27 protein-coding genes are annotated in these 26,047 nt (G+C 62.4%); 12 read left to right on the plus strand and 15 right to left on the minus strand.

Going from position 1 to position 26,047, the window contains the following annotated elements; translation table 11 throughout:
- Positions 1 to 14 precede the first annotated feature (14 nt).
- Positions 15 to 446, minus strand: coding sequence for a nuclear transport factor 2 family protein (locus HX803_RS26450; RefSeq protein ID WP_176995833.1), 432 nt, complete (start codon positions 444 to 446; stop codon positions 15 to 17).
- Between the two features lie 260 nt (positions 447 to 706).
- Between HX803_RS26450 and HX803_RS26455 the strand changes: the two genes are divergently transcribed.
- The 3 genes from HX803_RS26455 to HX803_RS26465 are packed head-to-tail and all read left to right on the plus strand — an operon-like array spanning position 707 to position 2,149.
- Positions 707 to 925 (plus strand): DUF6434 domain-containing protein, encoded by a 219-nt coding sequence (locus HX803_RS26455; RefSeq protein ID WP_178924785.1) that lies wholly within the window; start codon positions 707 to 709, stop codon positions 923 to 925.
- Complete coding sequence (locus tag HX803_RS26460; protein ID WP_178924787.1) at positions 922 to 1,392, plus strand: RidA family protein; 471 nt, start codon at positions 922 to 924, stop codon at positions 1,390 to 1,392. Before HX803_RS26455 ends, HX803_RS26460 begins: the two co-directional genes overlap by 4 nt.
- 19 nt (positions 1,393 to 1,411) lie before the next feature.
- Complete coding sequence (locus HX803_RS26465) at positions 1,412 to 2,149, plus strand: CPBP family intramembrane glutamic endopeptidase (RefSeq protein ID WP_178924789.1); 738 nt, start codon at positions 1,412 to 1,414, stop codon at positions 2,147 to 2,149.
- 98 nt (positions 2,150 to 2,247) lie between these two features.
- Here HX803_RS26465 and HX803_RS26470 read toward each other — a convergent pair whose 3' ends face one another.
- Both HX803_RS26470 and HX803_RS26475 read right to left on the minus strand, forming a co-directional pair.
- The gene (locus HX803_RS26470; protein WP_178924791.1) at positions 2,248 to 3,957 is read right to left on the minus strand and encodes an amidase; all 1,710 of its coding nucleotides are present in this window, start codon (positions 3,955 to 3,957) and stop codon (positions 2,248 to 2,250) included.
- A gap of 55 nt (positions 3,958 to 4,012) precedes the next feature.
- Positions 4,013 to 4,801, minus strand: a complete 789-nt coding sequence (locus HX803_RS26475) for a helix-turn-helix domain-containing protein (protein WP_178924793.1) — start codon at positions 4,799 to 4,801, stop codon at positions 4,013 to 4,015.
- 83 nt (positions 4,802 to 4,884) lie between these two features.
- On the opposite strand from HX803_RS26475, the gene HX803_RS26480 reads away from it, so the two are divergent.
- Together HX803_RS26480 and HX803_RS26485 are read left to right on the plus strand one after the other, a co-directional pair.
- Positions 4,885 to 5,190 (plus strand): DUF2834 domain-containing protein, encoded by a 306-nt coding sequence (locus tag HX803_RS26480; RefSeq protein ID WP_178924795.1) that lies wholly within the window; start codon positions 4,885 to 4,887, stop codon positions 5,188 to 5,190.
- Positions 5,183 to 5,605, plus strand: coding sequence for an MAPEG family protein (locus HX803_RS26485; protein ID WP_178924797.1), 423 nt, complete (start codon positions 5,183 to 5,185; stop codon positions 5,603 to 5,605). The genes HX803_RS26480 and HX803_RS26485 overlap by 8 nt, the downstream gene beginning before the upstream one ends.
- Before the next feature lie 109 nt (positions 5,606 to 5,714).
- Here HX803_RS26485 and HX803_RS26490 read toward each other — a convergent pair whose 3' ends face one another.
- From HX803_RS26490 to HX803_RS26500, 3 genes are read right to left on the minus strand one after another with little or no spacing between them, the layout of a single operon-like run.
- Positions 5,715 to 6,638, minus strand: coding sequence for a sugar ABC transporter substrate-binding protein (locus HX803_RS26490; protein WP_178924799.1), 924 nt, complete (start codon positions 6,636 to 6,638; stop codon positions 5,715 to 5,717).
- A 43-nt stretch (positions 6,639 to 6,681) separates the two neighbouring features.
- Positions 6,682 to 7,815, minus strand: coding sequence for a phytanoyl-CoA dioxygenase family protein (locus tag HX803_RS26495; protein WP_178924801.1), 1,134 nt, complete (start codon positions 7,813 to 7,815; stop codon positions 6,682 to 6,684).
- On the minus strand, positions 7,815 to 8,660 hold the full coding sequence (locus HX803_RS26500) for an SDR family oxidoreductase (protein WP_178924802.1): 846 nt from the start codon (positions 8,658 to 8,660) through the stop codon (positions 7,815 to 7,817). Before HX803_RS26500 ends, HX803_RS26495 begins: the two co-directional genes overlap by 1 nt.
- A gap of 124 nt (positions 8,661 to 8,784) precedes the next feature.
- Here HX803_RS26500 and HX803_RS26505 point away from each other — a divergent pair, with 124 nt between their 5' ends.
- The gene (locus HX803_RS26505; protein ID WP_178924804.1) at positions 8,785 to 9,810 is read left to right on the plus strand and encodes a LacI family DNA-binding transcriptional regulator; all 1,026 of its coding nucleotides are present in this window, start codon (positions 8,785 to 8,787) and stop codon (positions 9,808 to 9,810) included.
- 34 nt (positions 9,811 to 9,844) lie between these two features.
- On the plus strand, positions 9,845 to 10,849 hold the full coding sequence (gene iolG, locus HX803_RS26510; RefSeq protein ID WP_178924806.1) for an inositol 2-dehydrogenase: 1,005 nt from the start codon (positions 9,845 to 9,847) through the stop codon (positions 10,847 to 10,849).
- Positions 10,850 to 11,454: 605 nt separating this feature from the next.
- Here iolG and HX803_RS26515 read toward each other — a convergent pair.
- The 3 genes from HX803_RS26515 to HX803_RS26525 form a co-directional block, all read right to left on the minus strand.
- Positions 11,455 to 12,174: a M12 family metallopeptidase gene (locus HX803_RS26515; RefSeq protein ID WP_178924808.1), complete on the minus strand. Its 720-nt coding sequence runs from the start codon at positions 12,172 to 12,174 to the stop codon at positions 11,455 to 11,457.
- A 158-nt stretch (positions 12,175 to 12,332) separates the two neighbouring features.
- Complete coding sequence (locus HX803_RS26520; RefSeq protein WP_178924810.1) at positions 12,333 to 13,502, minus strand: GGDEF domain-containing protein; 1,170 nt, start codon at positions 13,500 to 13,502, stop codon at positions 12,333 to 12,335.
- A gap of 108 nt (positions 13,503 to 13,610) precedes the next feature.
- On the minus strand, positions 13,611 to 14,822 hold the full coding sequence (locus HX803_RS26525) for an MFS transporter (RefSeq protein ID WP_178924812.1): 1,212 nt from the start codon (positions 14,820 to 14,822) through the stop codon (positions 13,611 to 13,613).
- Positions 14,823 to 14,920: 98 nt separating this feature from the next.
- Between HX803_RS26525 and HX803_RS26530 the strand changes: the two genes are divergently transcribed.
- Positions 14,921 to 15,742 (plus strand): helix-turn-helix domain-containing protein, encoded by an 822-nt coding sequence (locus HX803_RS26530; protein ID WP_176995848.1) that lies wholly within the window; start codon positions 14,921 to 14,923, stop codon positions 15,740 to 15,742.
- Between the two features lie 3 nt (positions 15,743 to 15,745).
- Here HX803_RS26530 and HX803_RS26535 read toward each other — a convergent pair whose 3' ends face one another.
- Positions 15,746 to 16,249 (minus strand): GAF domain-containing protein, encoded by a 504-nt coding sequence (locus tag HX803_RS26535; protein WP_178924814.1) that lies wholly within the window; start codon positions 16,247 to 16,249, stop codon positions 15,746 to 15,748.
- Between the two features lie 150 nt (positions 16,250 to 16,399).
- A complete protein-coding gene (gene proP / locus HX803_RS26540; protein WP_178924816.1) occupies positions 16,400 to 17,902 on the minus strand; it encodes a glycine betaine/L-proline transporter ProP in 1,503 nt (500 codons plus the stop codon).
- A gap of 244 nt (positions 17,903 to 18,146) precedes the next feature.
- On the opposite strand from proP, the gene HX803_RS26545 reads away from it, so the two are divergent.
- Both HX803_RS26545 and HX803_RS26550 read left to right on the plus strand, forming a co-directional pair.
- Positions 18,147 to 18,677 (plus strand): GNAT family N-acetyltransferase, encoded by a 531-nt coding sequence (locus HX803_RS26545; RefSeq protein ID WP_178924817.1) that lies wholly within the window; start codon positions 18,147 to 18,149, stop codon positions 18,675 to 18,677.
- Between the two features lie 143 nt (positions 18,678 to 18,820).
- Complete coding sequence (locus tag HX803_RS26550) at positions 18,821 to 20,224, plus strand: MFS transporter (RefSeq protein WP_178924819.1); 1,404 nt, start codon at positions 18,821 to 18,823, stop codon at positions 20,222 to 20,224.
- A 37-nt stretch (positions 20,225 to 20,261) separates the two neighbouring features.
- Here the strand turns inward: HX803_RS26550 and HX803_RS26555 are convergent, their stop codons facing one another.
- The 3 genes from HX803_RS26555 to HX803_RS26565 all read right to left on the minus strand — a co-directional run bounded on the left by HX803_RS26555 (position 20,262) and on the right by HX803_RS26565 (position 22,955).
- Positions 20,262 to 21,182: a bifunctional helix-turn-helix transcriptional regulator/GNAT family N-acetyltransferase gene (locus HX803_RS26555; RefSeq protein ID WP_178924821.1), complete on the minus strand. Its 921-nt coding sequence runs from the start codon at positions 21,180 to 21,182 to the stop codon at positions 20,262 to 20,264.
- Positions 21,183 to 21,252: 70 nt separating this feature from the next.
- Positions 21,253 to 22,545 carry a sorbosone dehydrogenase family protein gene (locus HX803_RS26560; protein WP_178924823.1) on the minus strand — a complete coding sequence of 431 codons (1,293 nt, stop codon included), beginning with the start codon at positions 22,543 to 22,545 and terminating at the stop codon, positions 21,253 to 21,255.
- A complete protein-coding gene (locus HX803_RS26565) occupies positions 22,542 to 22,955 on the minus strand; it encodes a DUF2231 domain-containing protein (protein ID WP_218172601.1) in 414 nt (137 codons plus the stop codon). Before HX803_RS26565 ends, HX803_RS26560 begins: the two co-directional genes overlap by 4 nt.
- A 173-nt stretch (positions 22,956 to 23,128) precedes the next feature.
- Between HX803_RS26565 and HX803_RS26570 the strand changes: the two genes are divergently transcribed.
- Positions 23,129 to 24,157, plus strand: coding sequence for a UV damage endonuclease UvsE (locus HX803_RS26570; protein WP_178924825.1), 1,029 nt, complete (start codon positions 23,129 to 23,131; stop codon positions 24,155 to 24,157).
- 6 nt (positions 24,158 to 24,163) lie between these two features.
- On the opposite strand, the gene HX803_RS26575 is transcribed toward HX803_RS26570, so the two are convergent.
- Positions 24,164 to 25,114 (minus strand): transporter, encoded by a 951-nt coding sequence (locus tag HX803_RS26575; protein WP_178924827.1) that lies wholly within the window; start codon positions 25,112 to 25,114, stop codon positions 24,164 to 24,166.
- A 145-nt stretch (positions 25,115 to 25,259) separates the two neighbouring features.
- Here HX803_RS26575 and HX803_RS26580 point away from each other — a divergent pair, with 145 nt between their 5' ends.
- A complete protein-coding gene (locus HX803_RS26580) occupies positions 25,260 to 26,036 on the plus strand; it encodes a nucleotidyltransferase domain-containing protein (protein ID WP_178924829.1) in 777 nt (258 codons plus the stop codon).
- Positions 26,037 to 26,047 lie beyond the last annotated feature (11 nt).

Genomic DNA, 26,047 nt, shown 5'->3' on the forward strand with positions numbered 1-26,047 from the left:
CTCACCCACAGGCCTCAGTACTTGTAAGCCTGACGGCCGATCAGCAGCCATTTGCCTTTCTGTTTCTGCCAGACCTGGAAGTTGTCGATGTCAGTCGGCACTTCGACGCCGCTGTTCACCGCCAGGGCGTGGAAGTGGTTGCGCACCAGGGCGGTGTCGCCATCCAGGGTGATGGTCTGGTTCTGCATCTCAAGGGTCTTGAATGCGCTGGTGTGGGTTTCCAGGTCGGCGATGAATTGCGCCTTGTTCTGCACCTTGCCGCTGGAGTGGCCATAGGTGAGTTTGTCGGAGGTCAGCGCGTGCAGTTGCTTGAGGTCCAGGTGCAGCATGGCTTGGGTCAGTTGGTCGACCGCTTGGGCCACATCCTTTTCGGCAGGGGCAGGCGCTGCTGCGACGTAGCCGGTGAACAGGCACAGAAAACCGATCAGCACTTTGACGTTTTGCATGGGTGTTTCCTTATTGTTGTGGGGGGCGACACGACGGCTTAAGTCGTCGTACAACCATGCAATATTTACCGTCGAGAAGGAAAGTGAAATTTTGAAATATCTCGAAAATATTCAGCGATAAGCTGTTCTAAGCAAAGTTTGATCTTGTACGACGTCCCAACACGTTGAGTTCTTCAGACGTGCAGTGCGTGCGGCTTCCTGCACCAGTAGCACATCGCTATGCTATGGCCGAAACAACAAACCATCCCCCGAGGGACAGTATGGATTTTGACTGGCACAGCGGGTCCATCACCCGCGCCACCCCCGTGACCCCGCGCTATAAAAACACCCAGAATGTTCGCCGCTTCATGCTCGAACACTGCGGCCCCGGGTTCAAATTCGACCGGCCATTCATGGCCTGGATTCGCAACGGCCAGCCCAAGACACTGGGCGATGTGGTGCAAGAATGGCAACGACGAAACCCGGAGATACGCCCATGACACGCGACGAAAAATACCAGGCCGCCCAGCAACGTCTCGGCTATCTGCTGGAGGCGTTCAAGGTCGGTGGCAACTACACGCCGTTGGTGCGCGACGGCAACCACCTGTACATCAGCGGCCAGATCCCGCGCGTCGGCGACACGATTGTGCTGCCGGGCAAGGTCGGCGAAAGCCTGACCCTGGCCCAGGCCCAGGTGGCTGCCGGTATCAGCGTGCTGCGCTGCCTGGGGCTGCTCAAGCAGGCGCTGGGTTCGCTCGACCGGGTCAAGGCGATTCCGCGCATTGGCGTGTATGTGCGCAGTGCCGAGGACTTCGACCAGCAAAGCGAAGTGGCCAATGGCGCCTCGGACCTGCTGCATGAAATTCTCGGCGAGGCCGGGGTGCATACGCGTACCTCGGTCGGCGTGTTCCAGCTGCCGAAATCGGCCGCCGTCGAAATCGAAATGCTCGCCATCGCCCACGCCTGACCCCAAGGATTGATAACCGATGATCACCGAAGGAATGGTGGTGCTGGTGCGGTACGCGGCTCATCTGGCCCCGGGGCTTGCGCTGTTTGGCCTGTGGTTCGCGCTCACGCCCAGAGCGCTGACCGCGATGCGCATCCTGATTGTGCTGGCGGCGTTTGTGCTGATGCGCGACGCGATGACACCTTTGGGCATGTGGCGGCTGGGCAGCGAGGTGCAGATCGCGTTCACCGCCAATGCGTTTGTGTTGGCGGCGCTGGGTGGTTTGTCGGTGCTGTTGATCCTGCTGTTGTCACGTGTGGCGCCGGAGCTGTGGCGGCTGATTCGCTGGTCCATTGGCAACCCGGTTGCCGGTCTGGCGGTCGGGTTGGCGGTGGGTGGCTTGATTGGCGTGCCGTTGCGGATTTACCAGGGGATCGACGCTGCCGATTTCCACGGTTACTGGGTGTGGTTGCCGGGCATGGTGGTGTTGGCCTATGGCGCCAATGCGTTGGAAGAAGTGCTGTTTCGCGGGTGCTTGCAGGGTTATCTGGAACAGCAGGTCTCACCCCTGCGGGCGGCGTTGATCAGCGGCGTGGCCTTTGCGGCCTGCCATGCGTTCCTGGCGTTGAGCGTGACCTCGCTGGGCTGGCCGATATTGGCCTTCACCCTGATCGAAGGCCTGGCCTGCGCGCTGGTACGCCTGCGCTACGGCGTGCTGCCCGCCACCGTGGCCCATGGCACGGCAATCCTGCTGATCGCCGTGCCGTACATGGCTTGAGGTGAAACCCGACCCAACTGTAGGCGCTGGCTTGCCAGCGATGGCGGTGAATCAGACAGACCGCAATCGCCGGCAAGCCGGCTCCTACAGGGACCGTGTTAGTCCGTGGTCAGCGCCGGGGTGCGGGGTGGGATCTGGCGTTTGCTGCCGGTGGCTTCATAGGCGGCCGCGAGGCGCAGCAAGGTGGAGTCGTCATAGGCACGCCCCGCAAACGTCAGGCCTACCGGCATGCCAATGTCCGCCATCACGCCCATCGGCACGGTCACAGTCGGCACGCCCAGGTGGCGAATGGCGAGGTTGCCGTTGGCCACCCAGATGCCGTTGCTCCAGGCGATGTCGGCGGAGGCTTCGTTGACGTCGGCGTCGGCCGGGCCCACGTCGGCCACGGTGGGGAACAACACGGCGTCCAGCCCCAGGGTGTCCATCCAGTCTTCCAGGTCCAGGCGGCGGGTTTGTTCCAGGCCGCGCAAACCGTCCGGCACGGTGCTGATTTCATTCCAGGGGGTGATGCCGCGCTGGGCCATGCGTACGTATTCGTCCATGCCCGCGGCCAGGTCGTCTTCACGGTTGGGTAGGGTGCCCGGGTCGTGGGGGAAGATCTTCGGCCCGTCCACATCCGCCAGGCGGTTCAAGGTCGGGTCGCCGTTGGCCCGCAGGAAATCATCGAACGCCCAGGCCGACAGTTCCCACAGCTCATCGTGCAGGAACTCCTTGGACACCAGGCCACGGGTGAACACCGTCGGCGCGCCGGGGCGGTCGCCTTCGCAGTTGGACACCAGCGGGAAATCCACCTCGATCACTTCGGCACCGGCCGCTTCCAGTGCCTGGCGTGCGCCTTGCCACAACGCGATCACCGATGCGCGGGTGTTGATCTTTTGCCCGGTCGGCCCGCCGATACCCGGCTTTTCGCTGGTGCCGGCTTCGGGGTCGGCATTGATGTACATGCGCGGCACGCCGAAACGCTTGCCGGCCAGGGCGGCGCTGCCAACGGCCAGTTCGGCGTAGGACGCCGGGCGTACCGAGGCCACGCTCGGGATCGGTACCCAGGGTTGCAGGCGCCACAGGTCACCACGGGTGTCGGGGTCTTCGGCGACCACCACGTCGAGCACTTCCAGCAGGTCGGCCATGGTGCGGGCGTAGGGCACCACCACGTCCATGGTTGGCGTCAGTGGCCAGTTGCCGCGTACCGAAATCACCCCACGGGACGGGGTGTAGGCGCACAGGCCATTGTTGGAGGCCGGGCCGCGACCGCTGGACCAGGTTTCTTCAGCCAGGCCGAACGCCGCAAAGCTGGCGGCGGTGGCGGTGCCGGCGCCATTCGAGGAGCCGGAGGCAAATGGTGCGGTGAGGTAATCGGCGTTGTACGGGCTTTCGGCGCGGCCATAGACGCCACGCTGCATGCCGCCATTGGCCATCGGTGGCATGTTGGTCTTGCCCAGGCAGATGGCGCCACCGGCGCGCAGGCGTTCAATGGTGAAGGCGTCACGATGGGCGGTGAGCTTGGCAAATGCTGGGCTGCCCGAAGCGGCCGTGAGGCCCTTGACCAGGTAGCTGTCCTTGGCGGTATACGGGATACCATCCAATGGCCCGAGGGTTTCGCCCTTGGCCCGGCGCGCGTCGGAAGCCTGGGCCTCTTCCAGGGCCTTGGGGTTGCGCACCACCACGGCGTTCAGTGCGGTCGCGGTCTGCGGGCCATCGTAGGCATCGATCCGCGCCAGGTACGCCTGGACCAGTTCAACGGCAGTGGTCTGGCCGGTTTCCAGCGCAGTGCGCAATTGGGCAATGGAGACTTCGGTAACTTGCATCACGTTTTTTTCGCCGCCTTCAAGTGGGAGGTATGGCGGCAGTCTACGTACAGATATTTCACAAAACCAGCGCCGCATGGTCGGCATATGCCGCACGCATGACCTGCCAGGTGTGCTCGTTGGCGGGAATCAGGTGTTCGATTCGCAGCGAGGTCAGCGTGATGTCCTGGGGCATGCCGAAGGTGGTAAAGGTCGACAGGAAGTTCAGCTCGCCCTGGGTTGAGCGGATGCGCGTCAGCACCAACGGCGGCATTTGCGCGGGCAGCTCGGTGCTGTCGGGCACCGGCAAGGTTGCCAGCAAGGCAGCCAGTTCGGGGTTGCCCAGTGCTTCGCGGGTTGCCCGTTGCCAGGCGAGGGTGCGGACCTCTTCGGCATTGATCAGGTGGTCGCCCAGGCCGCCCGTTTGCAGCAGGGTGGTGAGCAGGTTCAAGCCATCGGCCGCGTCTGGCTGCAGGCCGACCAACGCGAACAGCACGCCAGCGCTGGCATTCGCCGCCAGCACTTCCCAGTGGCTGCCCAGCAAAATCGCCGGAGCGGGGTTGTTGGCATGCAGCACGTGGTGGACCGCTTCGCGCACTGCCGCCATGGCGGGCGAGGCGAGCGGGGTGGCGGCGTAGCGCGGGGCGTAGCCGGCGGCGAGAAACACCCGATTGGCTTGTTCCAGCGGCGCATCCAGAGCCGTCAACACCCGGTGCAGCGTGCCAGGGCTTGGCGTGGCACGGCCGGTTTCGATGCAACTGAGGTGGCGCTGGGAAACACCGGTGATCAGGGCCAGGTCCAGCTGGCTCAATTTGGCGTCGCGGCGCAACTGGCGCAGCAGTTCGCCGGTAGGCGTGGGCGTGTCCATGAGGGTTTCATGACCTCCGAGGTCATTGCGAGGGTCGCCACCTTATCACTAGGGTGGGCCTCGATCACTTCAAGGACGACACCATGCGCAGACCTTATCTCGCCCTCGCTGCATTGCTCGGCTTTTCGCTGTACACCCTGGCCACGATGCTGACGGCGCAGCAATCGTTGTGGGCGTTCGGGCTGGAACTGATGTCACGGCCCGACACCGCGCAGGTGGTTATCGACCTTTACCTGATGGCGGTGCTGGCCTGTGTGTGGATGTACCGGGATGCCCGCCGGCGTGGGCGTTCGGTGGCGTCGTTGGTGCCGTACGTTGTGCTGACGGCGGTGTTCGTCTCGGTGGGGCCGCTGCTGTATCTGGTGATGAATGGAGGCCGGGATGAATGACCTGCTGAAGGTGTATGCGCTGTGTGTGCTGGCGCTGTGCCTGAAGATGTTTGTGATTTCCTGCTACCAGGGGTTCTTCCGGCTACGGGGCTTGGCGTTTACTCATCGGGAAGATGCGGCGTTTTTCAAGCGTGCGGCCCAGCCAGAAGAATTGCCGCAGGTCGCCCGGGCGGCGAGGGCTTGGGCGAATGATCTGGAGAATATCCCGCTGTTTTTTGTGTTGGGTGGGTTATGTGTGGTGTTGAACGTCCCAGACGTTGCCGGTGCCGGGTTGTTCGGCGGTTTCACCGTGGCGCGGTTGCTGCACACGCTGGCGTTCCTGGCGGGATGGCAACCCTGGCGCACGCTGGCCTACATGGCCGGCGTGGCGTGCCTGTTCGGCCTGGGCACCCTGGTGACGGCTGGGGTGTTGTAGTGAGCGGGCTTGCCCCGCGCCGGCACCCCCGAGATCCCGATTTGCCCGCTTAATGGCGGTGGCCGGGTTGACGCGGGCGCGGGGCAAGCCCGCTCACTACAGGACGCGATTATGGGTTGAGGAAGGCTTGGTAGTTGTCCTTGGTGATCTGCTGGTAAGGGATGGTCAGTTCAGCGGTGTAGGGTTGTTTCTTCACCATCTTTATCGCCAGGTCGATGGCGCCCACGGCCTGGCCCTTGTTGTCCTGGTACGCCGTCACCAGCAGCTGGCCTTTTTTTACGGCATCCAACCCGGCGGTGCCGCCGTCGCTGCCGGCGACCAGAATGTCCTTGCCCGGTTGCATGCCCGCCTGGCTGATCGCCATGGCGGCGCCAATCGCCATTTCATCGGCGTTGGCGGCCACCGCATCGATCTTGGTGCCCGAGACGATCCAGTTGTTCATCAGGTCGATCGCCTTGCTGCGCTGCCATTCGGCGCTTTGTTCCTCGACGATCTTGATGCCCGGATATTCCTTGAGCACGTTCTTCACGCCCTGGGTGCGGTTGTGGGTGGCGTTGTTGGACAGCAGCCCGAGCATGATCGCGAGGTTGCCCTTGCCGCCCATTTTTTCCGCCAGGTAGCGCATCTGGATCTCACCGGCCTTGATCTCGTCGGAGCCGACATACCCCACGCCCGCCGGCACCTCCTTGAACTCAGGGCGACGGTTGACGTACACCAGTGGCGTCTTGGCCTGCTGGGCATTGACGGTCATCTTCTGGGTGGCGGCGGTGTCCACGGCGTTGACGATAATCGCGTCCATGCCTTGGGCGGTGAAGTTTTGCACCTGGTTGAGCTGGCGCACCACATCGCCCTGGGCGTCTTCGAATTGCAGGGTCACGCCGGGCAGTTCCTTGGCGTGGGCGGCCATGTAGTCACGCATCTGCGCGAGGAACACATCGTCGACCTGGGCGATGCTCACGCCGATCCGGATATCCGCCAGCGCCCACGGGGTGATCGCCAGGGTAAAGAGTGCCGCAAGGAGTTGCTTCTTCATGGGGGTGCTCCGTTATTTTTTGTTGTTGTTCAAACAGAGTGATTCACGCCTGGCGTTTGGCGCGCAGCTGCTCCACGGCAGCGGCGAAGTGCGCCAGTGACCAGCGTTCGTTGAGGGCCTGCACCATCAGTTGCTGCCCGGTTTGCGGTGCCAACCCGTGCAGGGGTGGGTCGGTGTCGAGGTTGGTGGGGAAGGAATAGCCGTCGGCGGTGCAGGCGATCACGGCCTCTACGGCGCTGGCATCCAGCGCGGTGTTTGCCAGCAGCACCGGGTACACCGCCAGCATCATGCGGTCGCGGTCGAGGGCTTCCATGGGTTTGCCGAACGCCGAGGAAATCTGCAGCAGGTTGGCCATGCGCTGGCGGTCGGGTGTGCGGTTAGTGCCGGCCGCGTGAAACAGCGCCGGGTTGAAGAACAGCAGGTCGCCCTTGTTCAGCGGCAGTTGCACGGCGTGTTGCTGGAAGTAGTCGATGAATTCCGTACGGCGCCACGCCAGGTAGCCCAGGGCGTACTGCTGGGAAAATGGCAGCAACTGGGTAGGGCCGGTTTCCAGCGGCATGTCCGAATGGGCCACCGCGCCTTGCAACGTCAGGTACTGGGACAGCACGTGCAGGGGCAGGGGGAAGCGCTCCACCACGTCGGTGGTCTGGAAGCCCAGGTGATAATCGCGATGGGGCTGCTGCGCCTGGCCGCCGGGGTGCACCACGTTGACCTGCGCGGTGACCTGAAAGCTCGGGCCCAGCCATGCCTCGGCGATCAGTCCCAGCAACGGGTTGGCGTAGTACTCGACAAACGATTCAGGCGATTGCAACGCGGCCTTTTGCAGGGAATTCCAGATACGCCCGTTGCTGCCGGCCTTGGCGAAGTGGTCGGCGGCCACACCTTGTGCGGCTTCGTTGGCAAAGATCGCCTCGAACACCTGGCTATGGCGGTCGACCACCTCAAGGTCTTCGTAGGCGCCGCGTACCACCATCACGCCCGGGCCATCGCGGAACAGGCGGTGCAGTTCATTCATCACGCTCAGGCGGTCGGTGTGACGCAGGGTGTGCGCCTGATAGATCGGCACATTGCTCAGCACCTCAGCGCACAGCGGGTAATGCTCCTTGACGGCGCGTTGCGCGCAGAGGCGGCTGAAGTCCGCCAGTTGAACGGCGTCGCCTGTGACAAACGCCGACATCACACACCTCCCGCCAGGCTCAGGGCCTGGTGCGGTTGCGGGGTGCTGCTGTCGGTGCAACCGACCACGCCTTGCTCCAGGTCGATCACCGCGCCGGTCATCATGCCCGACTCCCGGGACAGCAAAAACGCCACGCTTTGCGCCACTTCCTCGGGCTTGAGCAGGCGGCCGAAGGGCTGTGCGCTTTCGGCCTTTTCCAGCCAGCCGTCCTCGGCACCGTGGTACTGGCGCTGGATCTCATCCTCGTGGGGCGTGTCCATCCAGCCGATGTTCAGGCCGTTGACCCGAATACGGTTGCGCAGGGCACTGAACGCGACGTTCTTGGTCAGGATCGCCAGCGCGCCCTTGGACGCCGCATACGCGCTCAAGAACGACTGGCCACCATGGCCGGTGACGCTCTGGATATTCACCACGGCGCCTTCCACGCCGGTGCTGATCATCAGCTTCAACGCTTCCTGCATCAGGAAAAACGGCGCGCGCACGTTCACCGCAAACAGGCGCTCGAACAGTTCGGGCGAAGTGTCGAGGATGGTGCCGCGGTCGGACATGCCTGCGCAGTTCACCAAGCCATGCAGGGTGCCGAAGTGGGTGCGTGCGGCCTTGATGATCGCGCGGCAGTCCTCGACGTTTTCCAGGTCGGCCTCGACAAAAAACGCCTGGCAATCGAGCTGCGCCAGTTGCCGCACCTGCTCTTCACCCTGGGCGCGGCGGCGACCGCACAGGATCAGCCCGGCGGCGCCGCGCTGTGCCAGGGTATGGGCCACCGCAGCGCCGAGGCCCTGGGTGCTGCCGGTGACGACAAAGTATTGGCCGCTGAACGAGGTGGCGAGATCGGTGTGGGGCATGGGGTTCTCCTGAAATTTTTGTTGTTGTGCATCGCCCGGCTCGACGGCGGGCAAAACTGAGACTAGCATTGCGAAACCTCAGTAACGCCCAAAAAAGACCTCAAAAACACCTCAGGCGAACCCCATGCTCGAACGCGCCAAACACTTCTCCATCAAGCAACTCGCCACCCAGGCGGGTGTGAGCAAAGCCACGGTCGACCGTGTGCTTCACCAGCGCGGCAGCGTGCACGGACAGACGCGGCGGCGTATCGAGCAGGCGTTGGATGAGTTGGAGGCCCAGGAGAAAAACGGCCTGGCGGTGGGGCGCACGTTCCATGTCGACGTGATCATGCACACGCCCCAGCGTTTCAGCGCGGCGGTGCAGGCGGCCATCGTGGCGCAATTGGCCAGCCTGGCGCCGTTTCGCATCGCGCCGCGTTTTCACCTGTTCGAAGAGATCGAACCCCAGGCCATGCATGACCAGTTGCTGCGTTGCCTCGACACCGGCAGCCAGGGCGTGGTGCTCAAGGCCGCCGATGAGCCGGCGGTGAACCAGGCGGTCAAGCAATTGATCGCGGCGGGCATTCCGGTGGTGACGCTGGTCACCGACCTGCCGCAAAGCGAGCGCATCGGCTACGTGGGCATGGACAACCGCACGGCAGGGCAGACCGCTGCCTACCTGATGTCGCGCTGGTTGCCGGTGCAACCTCAAGACGTGGCGGTGGTGATCGGCAGCGAGTTGTTCCGGGGTGAAGAAGAGCGCGAGATGGGCTTTCGCGCCTGGCTGCGCGGTCGTGCAGCGCACCTGCGGGTGATGGATATCAGCGGTGGTTACGGCGTGTATGACCGCACGTTCGAGCGCGTCACCCAGGCCTTGAAACTCAACCCTGAGCTGAAAGCGGTGTACAGCGTGGGCGGTGGGAACCGGGCGATTGTCGACGCGTTCGCCGCGCTGGAACGGCCGTTGGAGGTGTTCATCGGCCACGACCTCGACGAAGAAAACCGCCAGTTGCTGCTCGAAGAAAAAGTCGCCGCGATCATCGACCACAACCTGCAGATCGATGCCCGCAGTGTGTTCCTGCACATCCTGCAATACCACCGGCTGTGGAAGGCCGGGCCGATTGCGCCGTCCCAGGTGCAGATCGTCACGCCGTTCAATCTGCCGGACTAAGCACTCCCTCAATAACAACACCAGGAGTTCGACCATGCTGAGAATCGCCGTTCTGGGTGCCGGGCGCATCGCCAAGATCCACGCCGCCAACGTCGCCGCCCACCCGAATGCCACGCTGGTACTGGTGGCCGACCCCTGGCGCGAAGGCGTCGATGCGCTGAGCACGCAGTTGGGCTGCGAGGCGGCCTACGATTGTGCGGCGGTGCTGACCCGCAAGGACATCGACGCGGTGGTGGTCGGCACGCCCACCGACACCCATATCGACCTGTTGCTGGCAGCGGTGGCCGAAGGCAAGGCGGTGCTCTGTGAAAAACCCATCGACCTGGACATTGCCAAGGCCCGCAGCGCCGCCCAGGCTGTCGAGCGCCAGGGTGGGCGGGTGATGCTCGGCTTCAACCGGCGTTTCGATCCCGACATGCTGCGCCTGCGCCAGGCCCTGGATGCCGGGCAGATCGGCGCGGTTCGCCAGGTGATCATCACCAGCCGCGACCCCGGGCTGGCCCCGCGTGACTACCTGGCACACTCCGGTGGCATCCTGCGGGACATGACCATCCACGACTTCGACACCGCCCGCCACCTGCTCGGCGAAGAACCTGTGGAAGTCAGCGCCATCGCCAGCCGCCTGGTGGACCCGAGCCTGGCCGAGATCGACGATTACGACAGCGTGATGGTGCTGCTGCGCACCGCCTCCGGCAAGCAATGCCACATCAACTGCTGCCGCCAGGCGGTGTATGGCTATGACCAGCGGGTGGAAGTGTCGGGGACCAGCGGCGTACTGCTCACCGACAACCACCGGCCCAGCACCTTGCGCCACTGGAGTGCCAAACACACCGAAGCGCTGGAGCCGTTACAGCACTTTTTTCTGGAGCGGTACGCCGATGCCTACCGCAATGAGCTGACGCAGTTCATCGACGCGCTGAACAGCGGCAACCCGCTGCCCACAAGCGTGCGCGACGGCCTGTACGCGTTGCATCTGGCCGATTGCGCGCTCGAATCGGTGAAAACCGGGCGTAGCGTTGCGGTGAACTACGACCTCTAACCGCACGCCGCCCCCCTGTGGAAGCGGGCTTGCCCGCGAAGGCGGTGGCCCAGCCAAAGAAGATGTCGCCCACACCACCGCCTTCGCAGCCTCGCTAAAGCTCGACAGCTCCCACAGGGAAAATGCTGGCACGCTTAAAACACTGTGGAGATCAAAGGTGGGAGCCGTCGAGCCTTAGCGAGGCCGCGAAGGCGGCGGCACAGTCGATACATTTGCTGACTGACCCGCCGCTTTCGCAGCCTCGCTGAAGCTCGAGTTGCTCCCACAGGGAATTGTGCAACGACGAAGAGCCACTGTGGGAGCGGGCTTGCCCGCGATAGCGGCGGCACAGCCAATAGAGATGCCACCTGACCCACCGCCTTCGCAGCCTCGCTAAAGCTCGACAGCTCCCACAGGGATTTGTGCAACGACGAAGAGCCACTGTGGGAGCGGGCTTGCCCGCGATAGCGGTAGGTCAGGCAAAGGATATTCAACTGACGGGGCGCCGTCGCTGTTGGCGACCAGGATGTCCTCTCCTGGTTGCATGACCGCCTGGCTGATTGCCATTTCGTCGGCATTCACCGCAACCGCATCGATTTCGCGCGCGGCCACGATCCGCCTTTTGTCTAAGCCTCGCGGGCCGGTAGATACAGTGAGGCCAGAAAATCCTTATCGCCTTGTGACAGCTCGTCATTGGCGGGGATGGCCTCGTTGTTGGAGGTAGAACTGGCGGAAAACGGGTAGTGCATCACTGATGTCTGATCATAGTCAGACGTTGTCACGCTGGCACGGTTGAGAGAGGTGAGTATGTTTGGGCCGACGTATGCTCTGGAGGTGCCACCATAGCTTCTGTACACCTCAGCGGGGTTGAAAGAAAAAGGCCGGTCCGGATGTTGATGTTCATGTTCCAAGCCCAAGGCGTGCCCAAACTCATGAAGTATTTTGCGTTTAATCGCTTTCTCGTCAAAACCCAGCGTGTCCACATTCAAGGTCGCCTCATCGGGCGCACTATGGAGGGCTGCAACGCCTCCCTCTGACCAATCGCCTTGGTTTTTTTCAGTGGCAATGCGTATTTCACCGTCGTTCCCGTCAACAAACTTGAACTTCAGGTTCACGTGCGGGGCGAATGACTCAATGGCCTTTTTGAAAATGCCTTTATCTTTGTCCGACACATCCATGAAGGAAATCGTGATGGTTTTGTTTTGAGGCCATAGCTTGCGAGTGCTGGCGACACCGCGTTTACGACGTACGACGGTTTGCGCCTCGGACGTTTCAGAATTGCGCAGTGTGCTGGCTGAGTCAGTCGGATAGAAAGTGTGATTCACCGCAGGGGAGATCGTAGTCATGCAATATTCTCCTCAGGTAGCGAGTGACTTCAGTCACTGTCGATTAGCCTCGAATAGGTGGCACGGCAGGTGATCAAGTTCCTTTGCAAAGCAGGAGATCATCCAGCAGCAAGGACGAAAGTCGAAGCGCATTCCGGGGGGCTGAAGGAGTCATACGGTTATGGGCGGTAATGGCCGACGCCGGTACGGTCCACCAATCGAATGCTGTCACGCCCGCCGCGCTTGCTCTCGTAGAGTGTGGTGTCGCCTTGCTCGATCAGTTGCGCGAGGGTGGCAGGTGGCTGGTCGAACAAATGGGCACCGATACTCAAGGTAACCGGCGCCGGGGTGGCGAAGGTGTGCGCGGCCAGGTGCTGGAACTGCTCGCGCAAGCGGCTGCCCAGGTCGACGATTTGCGTGGTCGATGCATTGTTGAGCAATATCACGAACTCGTCGCCGCCCAAACGCGCCGTCAGCGCGCCGTGGGGCACCTTGCTACGAATCATCTCGCTCAGGGCGATCAGTAAACGGTCGCCGGCGGTGTGACCGTAAAGGTCGTTGACCCCTTTGAAATTGTCGATATCAATCAGTAGCAAGGCGCCCGGCTCAGCCGCCGAGACCTGCGCCAGCAGACGTGGCGCATGCACGTCCAGAGCACGGCGGTTGTACAGCGCCGTGAGCGGGTCGCGGGCGGCGAGTTGAGCGATCTGCTGTTCGCGGCGGTAGCGTTCGGAGCCGGTCATCGACAGCGCGATCAGCATGATTGCCATTGCGCCTTCCACCAGGGAAATCTGGATGATCTCGCCCTTGAACGCGGCCAGGTCAATCAAAGTGCCCGGGATCAAGACCGACAGCGCCTTGGCCACATAAAACGCGCCGTGAATCAGCAAGACGAAGCGCAACTGCACCGCGCCGATGCTCAGGGACTTGCCGTGGGGACGCAGCAGGAAACTGGCGCGCAGGGTGGGCAGCGCCACCAGCAGCGACTGCACCCCCAGCATGACCTTGGACCACGACGGGTCGGCCGGCAGCATCAGCATGCCCAGCCACACCGCCAGCATCAGCAGCCACAGGGGCGACAGGCGCGTCTGGGTAAAGCGCGCCACGCCGAGCAAAAACAGGAAGTGTGCGGTCACCAGCAAGCCGTTGGCGAACCAGATGCCAATCATCAGGTAGCCATTGAGGCGCAAGAGGGCGAGGGTGGAGCCGACGGTGATGGTGGCGAACCCGGCGCTCCAGTAGAGCAACGAAGGTTCGCGCACACTGCGCCATTCAACGGCCAGGTACAGCGCGGCAGCGGCGGCCAGGGCCACGGTGAGGGCCAAAATCGTAGGGGGGTCGAGCGTCATGTCTTGCCGGATCTGCCTGGTGTGCGTTTAAACCGGGATTGTAAGCGCACACGCAGGTTTTTCAGAGCAACTTTCGTGATGGCATACAGCCATCCGATAATCGGCCGGTCAGGCGCCCTTGGTCGAGGGCAGCAAGACCGTCAGGATGCCCACCAACGGCAGGAACGAGCACAGTTTATAGACGTACTCGATACCGTGGGTATCGGCGAGCAAACCGAGCAGCGCGGCACCAATCCCGCTGAAGCCGAACATCAGGCCGAAGAAGATCCCGGCGATCATGCCCACGTTGCCCGGCACCAGTTCCTGGGCGTACACCACGATGGCCGAGAAGGCCGAGGCGATGATAAAGCCGATCACCACGCTCAACACCGCCGTCCAGAACAGGTCGACGTAGGGCAGGGCCAGGGTGAACGGCGCGGCGCCGAGGATCGAGAACCAGATGACTTTCTTGCGCCCGATCTTGTCGCCAATCGGGCCGCCCGCGAACGTGCCGACGGCCACGGCGCCGAGGAACAGGAACAGGTACATCTGCGAGCTGGCGACCGACAGCTGGAATTTTTCGATCAGGTAGAACGTGAAGTAGCTGGTCAGGCTGGTCATGTACCAGTATTTGGAGAACACCAGCATGGCCAGCACGATGAGTGCAAAGGTCACCCGGCCCTTGGACAAACCATGGGTCGCTTTGCCGCCGGTCTTGAGCTTGAACAGGTTGAGGTGGTTGCGGTACCAGCGGCTCAGGCCGTACAGCACCAGGATCGCGAACACGGCAAACAAGCCGAACCAGGCGATATGGCTTTGGCCGTAGGGGATGATGATCGCCGCTGCCAGTAACGGGCCAAAGGCGCTGCCGGCGTTGCCGCCGACCTGGAAGGTCGATTGCGCCAGGCCATAGCGACCGCCGGACGCCAGGCGTGCGACACGGGAGGTTTCCGGGTGGAAGGTCGACGAGCCGACACCCACCAGGCCCGCGGCCAGCAAAATCGCCGGGAAGGTGCCGACAAACGCCAGCATCAGGATGCCAATCAGCGTGCAGACCATGCCCGCTGGCAGCAGCCACGGCTTGGGATGGCGGTCGGTGTGGTAGCCGATCCACGGTTGCAGCAGGGACGCGGTCAGCTGGAAGGTCAGGGTGATCAGGCCCACCTGGGTAAACGTCAGGCCGTAGTTGGCCTTGAGCATCGGGTAGATCGACGGCAGCACGGCCTGGATCAGGTCATTGATCAAGTGCGCCAGGGCGCAGGCGCCGAGGATGCGCATGACCAAGGGGCTGGCTTGGGGTGTCGTGGTTGCGGCGGCGGGTGACGCAGTGAGGGTCGACATGCGGGCATTCCATACAAGGCAGCTAATCAAAGGCGGCGACTGCTTACGGTCGCCATCCATTACAAAATGATTCGGCGTTCATGCTAGATTCGTCAGGAATGCCTGTCTCGCGTAATTCGGGCGACAACCATCGCAAAAAGGGCGAAATGATTAAACCACTCAACGAATTCCTCCAGGAAATCAACGAAGGCGACTGGGCCGTCATCAGTTCAGCCACGGACTACCCGGAAAACTGGGTGATCCCCGACCACAGCCACGAGAAGCACCAGTTGCTCTACGCCATCGAAGGCGTGATGGTGGTGTACTCGGCGTTGAACCAGTGGACGGTGCCGCCCAATCGCGGCATCTGGATGCCGGCTGGGCAAGTGCATTCCCTGCGTTGCGTAGGCACGTTGAAGATGCGCAGCGTGTTTGTGCGCCCGGATCGTTTTCCGAACATGCCGGGCGAGCCGAAGACGGTGAGCATCTCGCCGCTGCTCAGCGAGCTGATCAAGGCCTCGGTGAGCTTGAAACCGCCGTATGCCGAGGATTCGCGAGACGCACGGATCATGCACCTGATCCTCGACGAACTCGCCATGTTGCCGGCCTTGCCGCTGTCTTTGCCGCAACCGGCGGACCCGCGCCTGCAGCGTATTTGCGTGGCGCTGCAAGAAGAGCCGGGCGACGCCTCCACGGTGGCGCACTGGAGCGAGCGCCTGAACCTGGACCAGAAAACCATCCAGCGCCTGTTCCGCAAGGAAACCGGCATGACCTTTGGCCAGTGGCGCCAACAGGCCAGGTTACTGCTGGCGCTGGAGCGCATTGCGGTGGGGGAAAAGGTGATCGATATCGCCTTGGAGCTGGGCTACGAAAGCCCCAGCGCGTTTACCAGCATGTTCAAGAAACAGTTTGGCAAGACGCCGAGCCATTTCTTCCGGTAGCGCCTAGCGGCCGTCCGCCAGGTTGGCGAAGAAGATGCAGCCCACCAGCCGTGCGAACAGGCTCAAGGTTTCCGGCAGGTTGGGGTCGTCAAACAGCATCGCCCGCGAGTCCAGGGCGCACAGTGCACCGTACAGTCTGCCATCGGGCAGGAAGATTGGCGCCCCGGCGTAGCTTTCGATTTCAAACTGCTTGACCACCGGGCGCGTAGCGAAGCGGCCGTTTTTGCTGATCTCGGGAATGAACAGGGCCTGTGGATTGATACAGAACTCACTGCACAGGGTGGTTTCCAGGTCGAGCACGTCGTGCACGTTGATGCCCATCTGCAACGGGTCGTAGACCGAGCACACCACCCATTCCAGATCGGTGAACTTGGCGATCCCGGCAAAGCGCATTCCGGTCAGGCGCGTGACCAGATGAAGAATATTGGTGGTGGCTTCGATTTCGGCGATGGCGGCGCGTTCGTCTGCGCTGAGTAGCGCGTGTGCTGAGGTGACGCTTGGAACCATGCGGAATACTCCAGGGTGAACGGTCGGGCAACCTTCGTAATGAACGGGCTTGCCCCGCGCCGGCGTCAACGAGACCGCGATTTGGCAGATTAACTGCGGTGGCCGGGTTGACGCAGGCGCGGGGCAAGCCCGCTCACTACACGTTATGGGTCAGTTGATGCGGGGGTGCTGTTGCACAAGGTTTTGGCGCTTGGCCTCCAGCGCGGCAATTTCGGCATCGATGTCTTCGATCTTTTGCTCGATGTTGTCGTGGTGCTCTTGCAGCAATTCCTTGGCTTCTTCCATGTCCGAGGCGGCCGGTGCGGCGCCGCGCAGGGGGCGGTTGGCGGTTTCCTTCATGGTCAGGCCGGTGATCAGGCCGACCACGGCAAACACCATCAGGTAGTAGGCCGGCATGTACAGGTCGTTGGTGCTTTCCACCAGCCAGGCCACGGCCGTGGGTGTAAGGCCGGCGATCAGCACCGAGACGTTGAACGCACTGGCCAGGGCGCTGTAGCGGATGTGGGTAGGGAACATCGCCGGCAGCGTCGAGGCCATCACGCCGATGAAGAAGTTCAACACCACGGCCAGGATCAGCAAACCTGCGAAGATCAGGCCGATCTTGCCGCTGGTGATCAGCATGAACGCCGGAATGGACAGCACCAGCAGGCCGATGCTACCGCCGATGATGAAAGGCTTGCGGCCGATCTTATCGCTGACAAACCCAATGAACGGCTGCACGAACAGCATGCCCACCATGATCGCGATGATGATCAGCACGCCGCTGTTTTCTTTGTAGTGCAGGTTGTGCGACAGGTAGCTCGGCATGTAGGTGAGCAGCATGTAGTACGTCACGTTGGTGGCCGCAACGATCCCGATGCAGGTCAGCAGGCTGCGCCAGTGCTTGGTGGCGACTTCCTTGAAGGACACCTTGGGGCCGTGGGTCAGGCCTTGGCGGTCGCCTGTTTCGAGCTTGTCCATGTGTTGCTGGAACGCCGGGGTTTCTTCCAGGGCGTGGCGCAGGTACAGGCCGATGATGCCCAGGGGCAGGGCGAGGAAGAACGGCAGGCGCCAGCCCCAGGCTTCGAACTGCTCGTCGCCCAGCACGCTGGAGATCAACACCACCACGCCCGCGCCCAGCACGAAACCGGCGATGGAGCCGAAGTCCAGCCAGCTGCCGAGGAACCCGCGCTTGCGGTCCGGGGCGTATTCGGCGACGAAGATCGACGCGCCGGTGTATTCGCCGCCCACCGAGAAACCCTGGGCCATTTTGCACAGCAGCAACAGGATCGGGGCCCAGATGCCGATGGCGTCATAGCCGGGGATCAAGCCGATGGCGAAGGTGCTCAGGGACATGATCACGATGGTGGCGGCGAGGACTTTTTGTCGTCCGTATTTGTCACCCAGGGCGCCGAAGAACAGGCCACCCAGCGGGCGGATCAGGAAGGGCACGGAGAAGGTTGCCAGGGCGGCGATCATTTGTACGCTGGGGGAAGCGTCCGGGAAGAACACCTTGCCCAGTACGTAGGCGACGAACCCGTAGACGCCGAAGTCGAACCATTCCATGGCGTTACCCAGCGCAGCGGCGGTGATCGCCTTGCGCACTTTGGTATCGTCGACAATCGTGATGTCTTTCAATCCGATGGGTTTGACGCTTTTCTTACGTAATTTCATGCGGGACACTCTAAAACAGAACAGGGGAGGTGCCATCGTTGCGATGGCACCGCTCTGTCAGTTCAGATACAAGCCGACACGAAAAAATTCACCGCTAATTTGTTTTTTTACCTTATGGGCACGCTTTTGTAGTGAGCGGGCTTGCCCCGCGCCTGCGCAAACCCGGCCACCCTGGTTAAATTGTCAAATTGCGATCTCGGCGGCACCGGCGCGGGGCAAGCCCGCTCACTACAGGAATATTCGTATGGCTACAGCTGTTGCACGACTGGTCTACCGCCAGCCACAACCGAGTGACGTGCAGCGATTGTTCGCGATCTTCGGTGATCCACAAACCAACCAGTTCAACCCCGCCGGCCCGATGGCGAGCCTGGAGGTTGCCCAACGCCTGCTCAATCACTGGCTCCAGCAGTGGGCCACCGAGGGCTATGGCTGGTGGGCGATTGCGCGCAGTGAAGCGCCGGATCACCTCATCGGCTTCGGGGGTGTCGCGCCACTCGATTACTTGACCGACCGACGTATCAACCTCGGATATCGGTTTGCAGTGGAGGCCTGGGGGCAGGGCTACGCCACCGAGTTGGGCCGCGATGCGTTGGCGTGGGCATTCGAAACACTCGGCCTGCCTGAAGTGTTCGGCCTGGTGCGGCCAGACCACGCCGCCTCAATCCGCGTGCTGGAAAAGATCGGCATGCAGCCCTATGGCCTGCTCGACGACGTACCCGGCAAGGCGCCCAGCCGGGTTTTTCACATTCGTCGTCCTACAACTGATTTTGCCTGACCTTTCACATCGCCGCGTAATACCTGAATAACAGCGATCTTTCAGATTGACAGCCCGTAGGTGGCCCGATATAAAAGTCACAGTTGTACGACGACATATGACGTTATGTATGTCTTACCTAACAAAAATAAAAAAGTGATGCCATGAACTTGAACGAGCCCATCAACGCCCAGCGCGTTGGCCAAGCTGTAGGCAACTATCGCTGGACCATCTGCGCGATGTTGTTCTTCGCGACCACCGTCAACTACCTCGACCGGCAGGTGCTCAGCCTGCTGGCGCCGCAGTTGTCGACGCAATTTGGCTGGAGCAATACCGACTACGCCAACATCGCGGCGGTGTTCCAGTTTGTCTATGCCATCTCCATGCTGTTTGCCGGGCGCTTTGTCGACAAGATCGGCACCAAGGCCGCCTACATCGTGGCCATTGGGATCTGGTCCACGGGCGCCGTCATGCATGCCTTCGCGGTGCCGATGGGCGAGGGCGTCGCAGCGATCAGCGGGGCCATCGGGCTGGCGGTGATTCCGGTGTCGATTGCCGGCTTCATGCTGTCCCGCGCCGTGCTGGCGATTGGCGAGGCGGGTAATTTCCCGATTGCGATCAAGGCCACCGCCGAATACTTCCCCAAGAAAGAACGCTCCCTGGCCACCGGCATTTTCAACTCCGGTGCCAACGTGGGCGCGATTCTGGCGCCGATCTGTGTGCCATTGATCGCCGGCCTGTGGGGCTGGGAAGCGGCATTTATCGTGATCGGCGCCCTGGGCTTTGTGTGGGTGGCGGTGTGGATCGGCCTTTATCAAAAGCCGGAAGAACAAAAGCGCCTGTCGGCCGCTGAACTGGCCTACATCCGCAGCGACCAGACCGTACAGCCTTTCACCCCGGCGCCGGCCGGCGCGGTCGAGAAGAAAGTCTCGTGGTTCAAGCTGCTGACCTACCGCCAGACCTGGGCGTTTGCCTTTGGCAAGTTCATGACCGACGGCGTGTGGTGGTTCTTCCTGTTCTGGCTGCCCACCTACCTGTCGGCGCAGTACGGCATGAAAGGCGCGGACATCGTGATGCCCCTGGCCGTGCTGTACAGCATGACCATGGTCGGCAGCATCGGCGGCGGCTGGTTCCCGAGCTACTTCATGGCGCGTGGCGATGCGCCGTATGACGGCCGCATGAAAGCCATGCTGGTGATCGCGCTGTTCCCGCTGGTGGTGTTGCTGGCGCAGCCGTTCGGTTACCTCAGCTTCTGGGTGCCGGTATTGCTGATCGGCGTGGGCGCTTCCGCGCACCAGGCGTGGTCGTGCAATATCTTCACCACTGTGTCCGACATGTTCCCGCAGAAAACCGTGGCCTCGGTGGTGGGTATCGGCGGCATGGCCGGTGGCCTGGGCGGTGTGGTGATGACCAAGATCGGCGGCTGGGTTTTCGATTACTACAAGTCCATCAACGACATCCACACCGGCTACATGATCATGTTCGCCATCTGCGCATTGGCGTACCTGGTGGCCTGGAGCGTGATGAAAGCGCTGGTGCCACGCCACAAGGAAATCACTGACCTGTAAGACGAGACGTCCCGCGCCGCAACGGCGCGGGACGGCTTCACAGGTCGCGGGCCCAGGTCTGGCTGACCAGGGATTTGCCGAAGGTATCCAGCGTTTCTTCCTCGACCAACGCGAACCCGGCTTTCTGATAGAGCTTGCGGGCATTGGAAAGGATGTCCACGGTCCACAACTGCATGCGCTGGTAGCCGACCTGCCGGGCAAAACGCACGCACTCATCCACCAGCCGCTGGCCGATCCCCATGCCCCGCGCACTGGCGTCCACGTAGAGCATGCGCAGTTGGGCGGTGTTGTCGTCGTGGCGAATCACGAACACCGATCCCACCACTTCACCGTCCTTTTCCGCGATCCAGCAACGCTCGCAGCTCGGATCAAACGCCCTCAAATACTTGGCGACAGTCTCCGCCACCAACGCTTCGAACTCCCAGTTCCAGCCATATTCTCGGGCATACAACGCGGTTTGTTGCTGCACCACTGTCCCCATGTCGCCGGGTTGTGGATCGCGCAGCAGGTAGCCTGGCGCCGTGCCTTGCAGCAGGGCCTGGATGCGTTTCATGGCCTCGGTGAGCTGCCGCTGTTGTGTCTCGGGCAGGCTGTCGAGCAGTGCGATGACTTCGCGCTGGGTCTGCTGTTCCAGGGGCGCCAGCACCTCACGGCCGTGATCGCTAAGGTGCAGTTGCAGTGCGCGGGCGTCGGTGGTGGAGCGGACTTTTTCGATCAGGCCTTTCTTTTCCAGGCCGCTGGTCAACCGGCTCAGGTAACCCGCGTCGAGGCTGAGCATCTGGCACAGGTCTGCGCTGGTCAGGTCACCCCGGGTCGACAGCTCGTACATCACGCGGATTTCAGTCAGGGAAAAGTCGCTTTGCAGCAGGTGTTCCTGCAGCACGCCGATCTGGTGGGTATAGAAGCGGTTGAAGCCGCGCACGATGCTGGCGCGTTCGACAAGCGAGGGGGTAGACATAGCGGAATGCTCGAATGGTTGCCTAAAGCAATTATATTGTTGCTTCAGGCAACCATGTCAAACACTTTGCTTATTGGATGCGTGTTACCCGCCAAAGGGTATTGGCCAGGTCATCGGCGATGATCAGCGCGCCTTTGGGGTCCACCGTCACGCCAACCGGCCGCCCACGGGTTTTGCCGTCTTCACCGCGAAAACCCGTGGCAAAGTCGATCGGCTCACCGGACGGCTTGCCGTTGCTGAAGGGCACGAAAATCACTTTGTAGCCCACCGGGTTGTCGCGGTTCCAGCTGCCGTGCTCACCGACGAACACGCCGTCGGCGAATTTGTCGCCCATTTGCGGGATGGAAAAGTCCACGCCCAGCGCCGCCACGTGGGAACCCAGGCTGTAATCCGGCTTGATCGCGGCGGCGACCTTGGCCGGGTTTTGTGGCTGGGCGCGCGGGTCGACGTTCTGGCCCCAGTAACTGTAGGGCCAGCCGTAGAACGCGCCTTCACGCACTGAGGTCAGGTAGTCCGGCACCAGGTCCGGGCCCAGCTCGTCGCGTTCGTTGACCACCGTCCACAGTTGCCCGGTGTCTGGTTGAATCGTCAGCGCCGTCGGGTTGCGCAGGCCGGTGGCGTAAGGCTTGTGCGCGCCGGTGGCGGCGTCGATCTGCCAGACCATTGCACGGTCGATCTCCACTTCCATGCCACGCTCGGTGACGTTGCTGTTGGAGCCGATCCCCACATAAAGCTGGCTGCCATCCGCGCTCACCGCCAGGGACTTGGTCCAGTGGTGGTTGATCTGTGCCGGCAGGTCGGTGACGGTACTGGGCGGCCCGCTGGCTTTGGTCTGGCCATCGGCGTAATCGAAACTGACCAGGGCATCCTGGTTGGCCACGTAGAGTTTGCCGTTGGCATACGCCAGGCCATACGGGGCGTTGAGGTTGTCGGCGAAGACGGTCCTGAGTTCGTACGTACCATCACCATCGGCATCGCGCAGCAGGGTCAGGCGATTGCCGCCCTTGACCTTGGTGTTGCCCTCGGCCTTGATCACGCTGGCGATCACATCCTTGGGCTTGAGCTTGGCCGCACTGCCGCCACGGCCTTCGGCGACGAGAATGTCGCCATTGGGCAACACCAGGGTCTGGCGCGGGATGGCGAGGTCGGTGGCGATGGCGGTGACGCGGTAGCCTTCGGGCACGGTAGGTTTCTGCTCGCCCCAGGGCGTGGGTTGGGCAATCTTCATGCTGGGCAACAGGCTGCTTTGCTGTTCCGGCAGCTTGGGGTCGGGGCCCCGCGCCTGGGTCTTGTCGCCTTCACCGCCGCAGGCGCTCAGCAGCAGGGCGGCGCTCAACAGCGTCAGGGTGCTGGACGTCTTCATTTGACACCTCCCGAACGCAAGCCGGTCCAGGTCGCCGCCAAGGCCAGCAACAACACGATGGCCGACAGAATCAGGCCGCCCGGCATCGAGCCGTAGGCGTCTTTGGCGTGCTGGAAGGCGTTGACCAGCCCCAGTACCCAGGTGGCCAACAGCAGCAGGACATACCGCGTGGGTTGCCCGGCCTTGGGCCTGGCACGAAGCAGGTTGACCAGCGCGAATAAAAACGCGAAGCCTGCGAACACCAGCGCCCCGGCGATCAGCCAGGAGGCGAAGTTGGCCCATTGAATCTGGTAAGTCTGGGTGTAGGCAATGTCGCTGAGCAGGGCGCCGAGAAACAATGGCACGGTGCCGGCGAGTAAGGTCGCATGCAGCGGCCCGGGGGCGTATCGGTAGGTGGGGAGGGTAGTCATGGTGATGGCGGCTCCTTGTTGTACAACGCCCCTGGACGGGGCAGCGCATAGGAAGTGAGCGCGCCACAGGTGAGAAAGTTCAGCGTGAAACGTTTCGAAATAGTGTGAACCCCCTGCGTTTGGGCGAGCCTAACCCCGTATCATCGCGTCCTTACCTCGTACCAGGCCTCCCCATGACTCATCCTCGCATCGGCTTCCCCTGCCAGTACAAGCACCCCGAACGCCTGCTGTCGGCCAGTGCCTTGAAGTTGATTGAAGGCCCACTCAACCCGCGCACCACCACCTTGCGCTGGATGGACAGCGTCACGCCGCAAGTGGCCCGCGACAAACTGGTCGAGGTGGTCACGCACAACCTTCAAGCCCAATTGCACCTGCTGGCCTACGTGGCCGGGTTGCCGCCGATGTTGCGCATGCTGCGCCTGAGCAGCGACCTGCTGCCGTTCTACAGCCACCCGAAAGTGGCGGATGTGTATAAAGACCCGGCGATCGAGCGGCAACTGGTCGATGGGTTCGCCGCCATCGGCGACCTGGCGCGTGCCTCGGATATCCGCCTATCGTTCCACCCCGGCCAATATTGCGTGCTGGGCTCGGAAAACCCCGGCGTGGTGGAAAACAGCCTGGCCGAATTCGAATACCACGCTGACATGATCCGCATGATGGGCTACGGCCGCCAATTTCAGGACCTCAAGTGCAACGTGCACATTGCCGGCCGCCTGGGTGTGGAGGGCACCCGGGCGGTGTGGCCGCGTTTGTCTGAGGTGGCGCGTAACTGCATCACCTTCGAGAACGACGAGAAGACCTACGGCCTCGACCACTGCCTGCAAGTCGCCGACCTGGCGCCGGTGGTGCTGGACATCCACCATTGCTGGATCAACGAAAACGAGTACATCGACCCCCATTCGCCCCGGGTGGCCCAAGTCATCGACAGCTGGCGCGGCGTGCGCCCAACCATGCATTACTCGCAGCCCCAGGAGAGCCTGCAGGAACTGGGCTTTGATGCCGAGCACAAGCTGGAAATGGAGGCGCTGCTGAAGGTGGTTTCCAAGCGCGACCTGTACGGCCATAGCGACCAGATGTGGAACCGCTGGACCAACGATTACGCGCTGCAGTTTCTCGACCGCTTCGACATCATGCTGGAGGCCAAGGGCAAGAACGTGGCGGCGCTGGCGTTTTACGAACACTGGCAGCACCGCACCGCGTAAAACCGCTTACTGCTTGCCGTTCAAGGGAATCACCAGCGACACCCACATGTTCCAGCCCTCGGGGCGGTTCTTGGCGTCGAACTCGTAGTAGCCCTTGATATTGGCGTACCACAGCCCTTCGCCCACCTTGAAGAAGTGCCCGGCCTGGGGGCCGATCCCGGCGACCCGCGACTTGAAGTCCCCCAGCACCGCGCCGCTGCCGCTGTCGCCGGTGACTTGTTCGAAGTAGTAGCCCACCAGCCCGACCAGGGATTGCGAGGTGAGGAAGTGCGAGGCGCTCAGGTCGATATGAGCGTCAATACCGTTCTGGTAGTCGGTGTCGTTGTTCTTCCAGTTGTAGGTCATGCCGGCGACCGCAGAAAACTCGTTGGTCTTGTCGAAGTAGGTGTAGCCACCCCCGGCATCCAGGGCCGCGTGGCCCAGGCCGATGTTCACCAGGCGGTTGGGGTCGTAGGCACCAATGGGGATGTTGCCCATGGAGTAAGCCATGAAGTTGTGCACGCCGTGGTTCCACTTCAGGGTGCCGAGCAGGTAGAGGTCGCTGCCGCCCTTGAGGCTGTCATTCGTGCCACTGGAGAAAGACCGCCCACGCGGGCCGGTGAGGGTTGCATCCACGCTGGCTTCGGAGCGCGCCACCGCCGCTATCGCAGAAATGGCGGCCTGGGCGCCGCCGAGCACCGGCGTCTCGAAGGTGTAGGTGGGGCTGGCGAACAGCAGGTCTGCCTTGGCATCCAGCCCGACCACCGTGCGCCCGCCACGCGGCACCACGGCATTTTTGTTGTCACTGGCGTTCACGTGGTAGTAGATCAGCGGCAGGCTCCAGCCCGGCGTGACGGGGGCGGCAGCCAGTGCGCCGAACTGCCCTGGTACCCAGAAACTCAGGCCACCATCGTCGGCCTGTGCCAGGGCGATGGGTAGCAGGGCGAGTACGCCCAATACGCTCGTCTTTGTGGTCATAGGACTTCCTATCCAAAAGGCCATTTTGTGCGTGCGGTTGGGGCTGTGCTCCCCACGGCTGCTTGAGCATAGTCCAAGGATTGAAGGGCGTTGCGCCCGTGCGCGATGGCGGGCATGCTCCCTGGCCTGAAATAAGGAGCTACCCATGAGTACCGCACAACCTGCAGGTGTCGACGCGGACGGCTTTGTCCTGACCGTTGGCGATCATCCGGTCCAGCCTGAATTCGAACCGTTGATGGCGGACGTCTGCCAGACCCTTTCCCAGCCTGAATCAGGGCTGCACAGCCTCTATCTTTACGGCAGTGTCGCACGGGGCGAGGCCACCCCTGGGGTGTCCGACCTGGACCTGACGCTGGTATTGAACGAGCCACCCGACGCCCACGCGTTGGAGCAACTGGAACGCATTCGACAGACGCTGGAACAACGGCACCCGGAAGTCACCAAGATCGACTTCGATATTGGCCACCGCGCCGAGGTGCTGGCACCCGAGCAGAACAACCGGTGGGGCTTCTGGCTCAAGCACTGTTGCTGCTGTGTCTGGGGCGATGACCTTGCGCCGCACTTTGAACGGTTCCGACCGTCGCGGGACATTGCGCAGGCGCTCAACGGGGACTTCCAACAGAGCTTGGCGGCGTATCGCGAGCGCATTGATCTGGCCAGTGACGCATCGGAGCGTCTGCGCCTGCAGCGCGAAGCGTCGCGCAAGTTGATCCGGTCGACGCAAACACTGCGCGAACAAGACGCGCCAGGCTGGCCGCGTACCCTGGAAGAGCACGTCGGTGGGTTCGTCCAGCAGTACCCCACGATGCGCGTTCAGGTGGCGTACTTTTTGTTCGAAGCCAGAAACCCCAGCGCCGAGCGCGAGCCGTTCTTGAGTCGCCTGGATGCCTTTGTAGCCTGGATGGTTTCACAACAGGGATAGATAGGTATATT

Source organism: Pseudomonas sp. P7548, assembly GCF_013386585.1.
In the GTDB taxonomy this organism is placed as follows: domain Bacteria; phylum Pseudomonadota; class Gammaproteobacteria; order Pseudomonadales; family Pseudomonadaceae; genus Aquipseudomonas.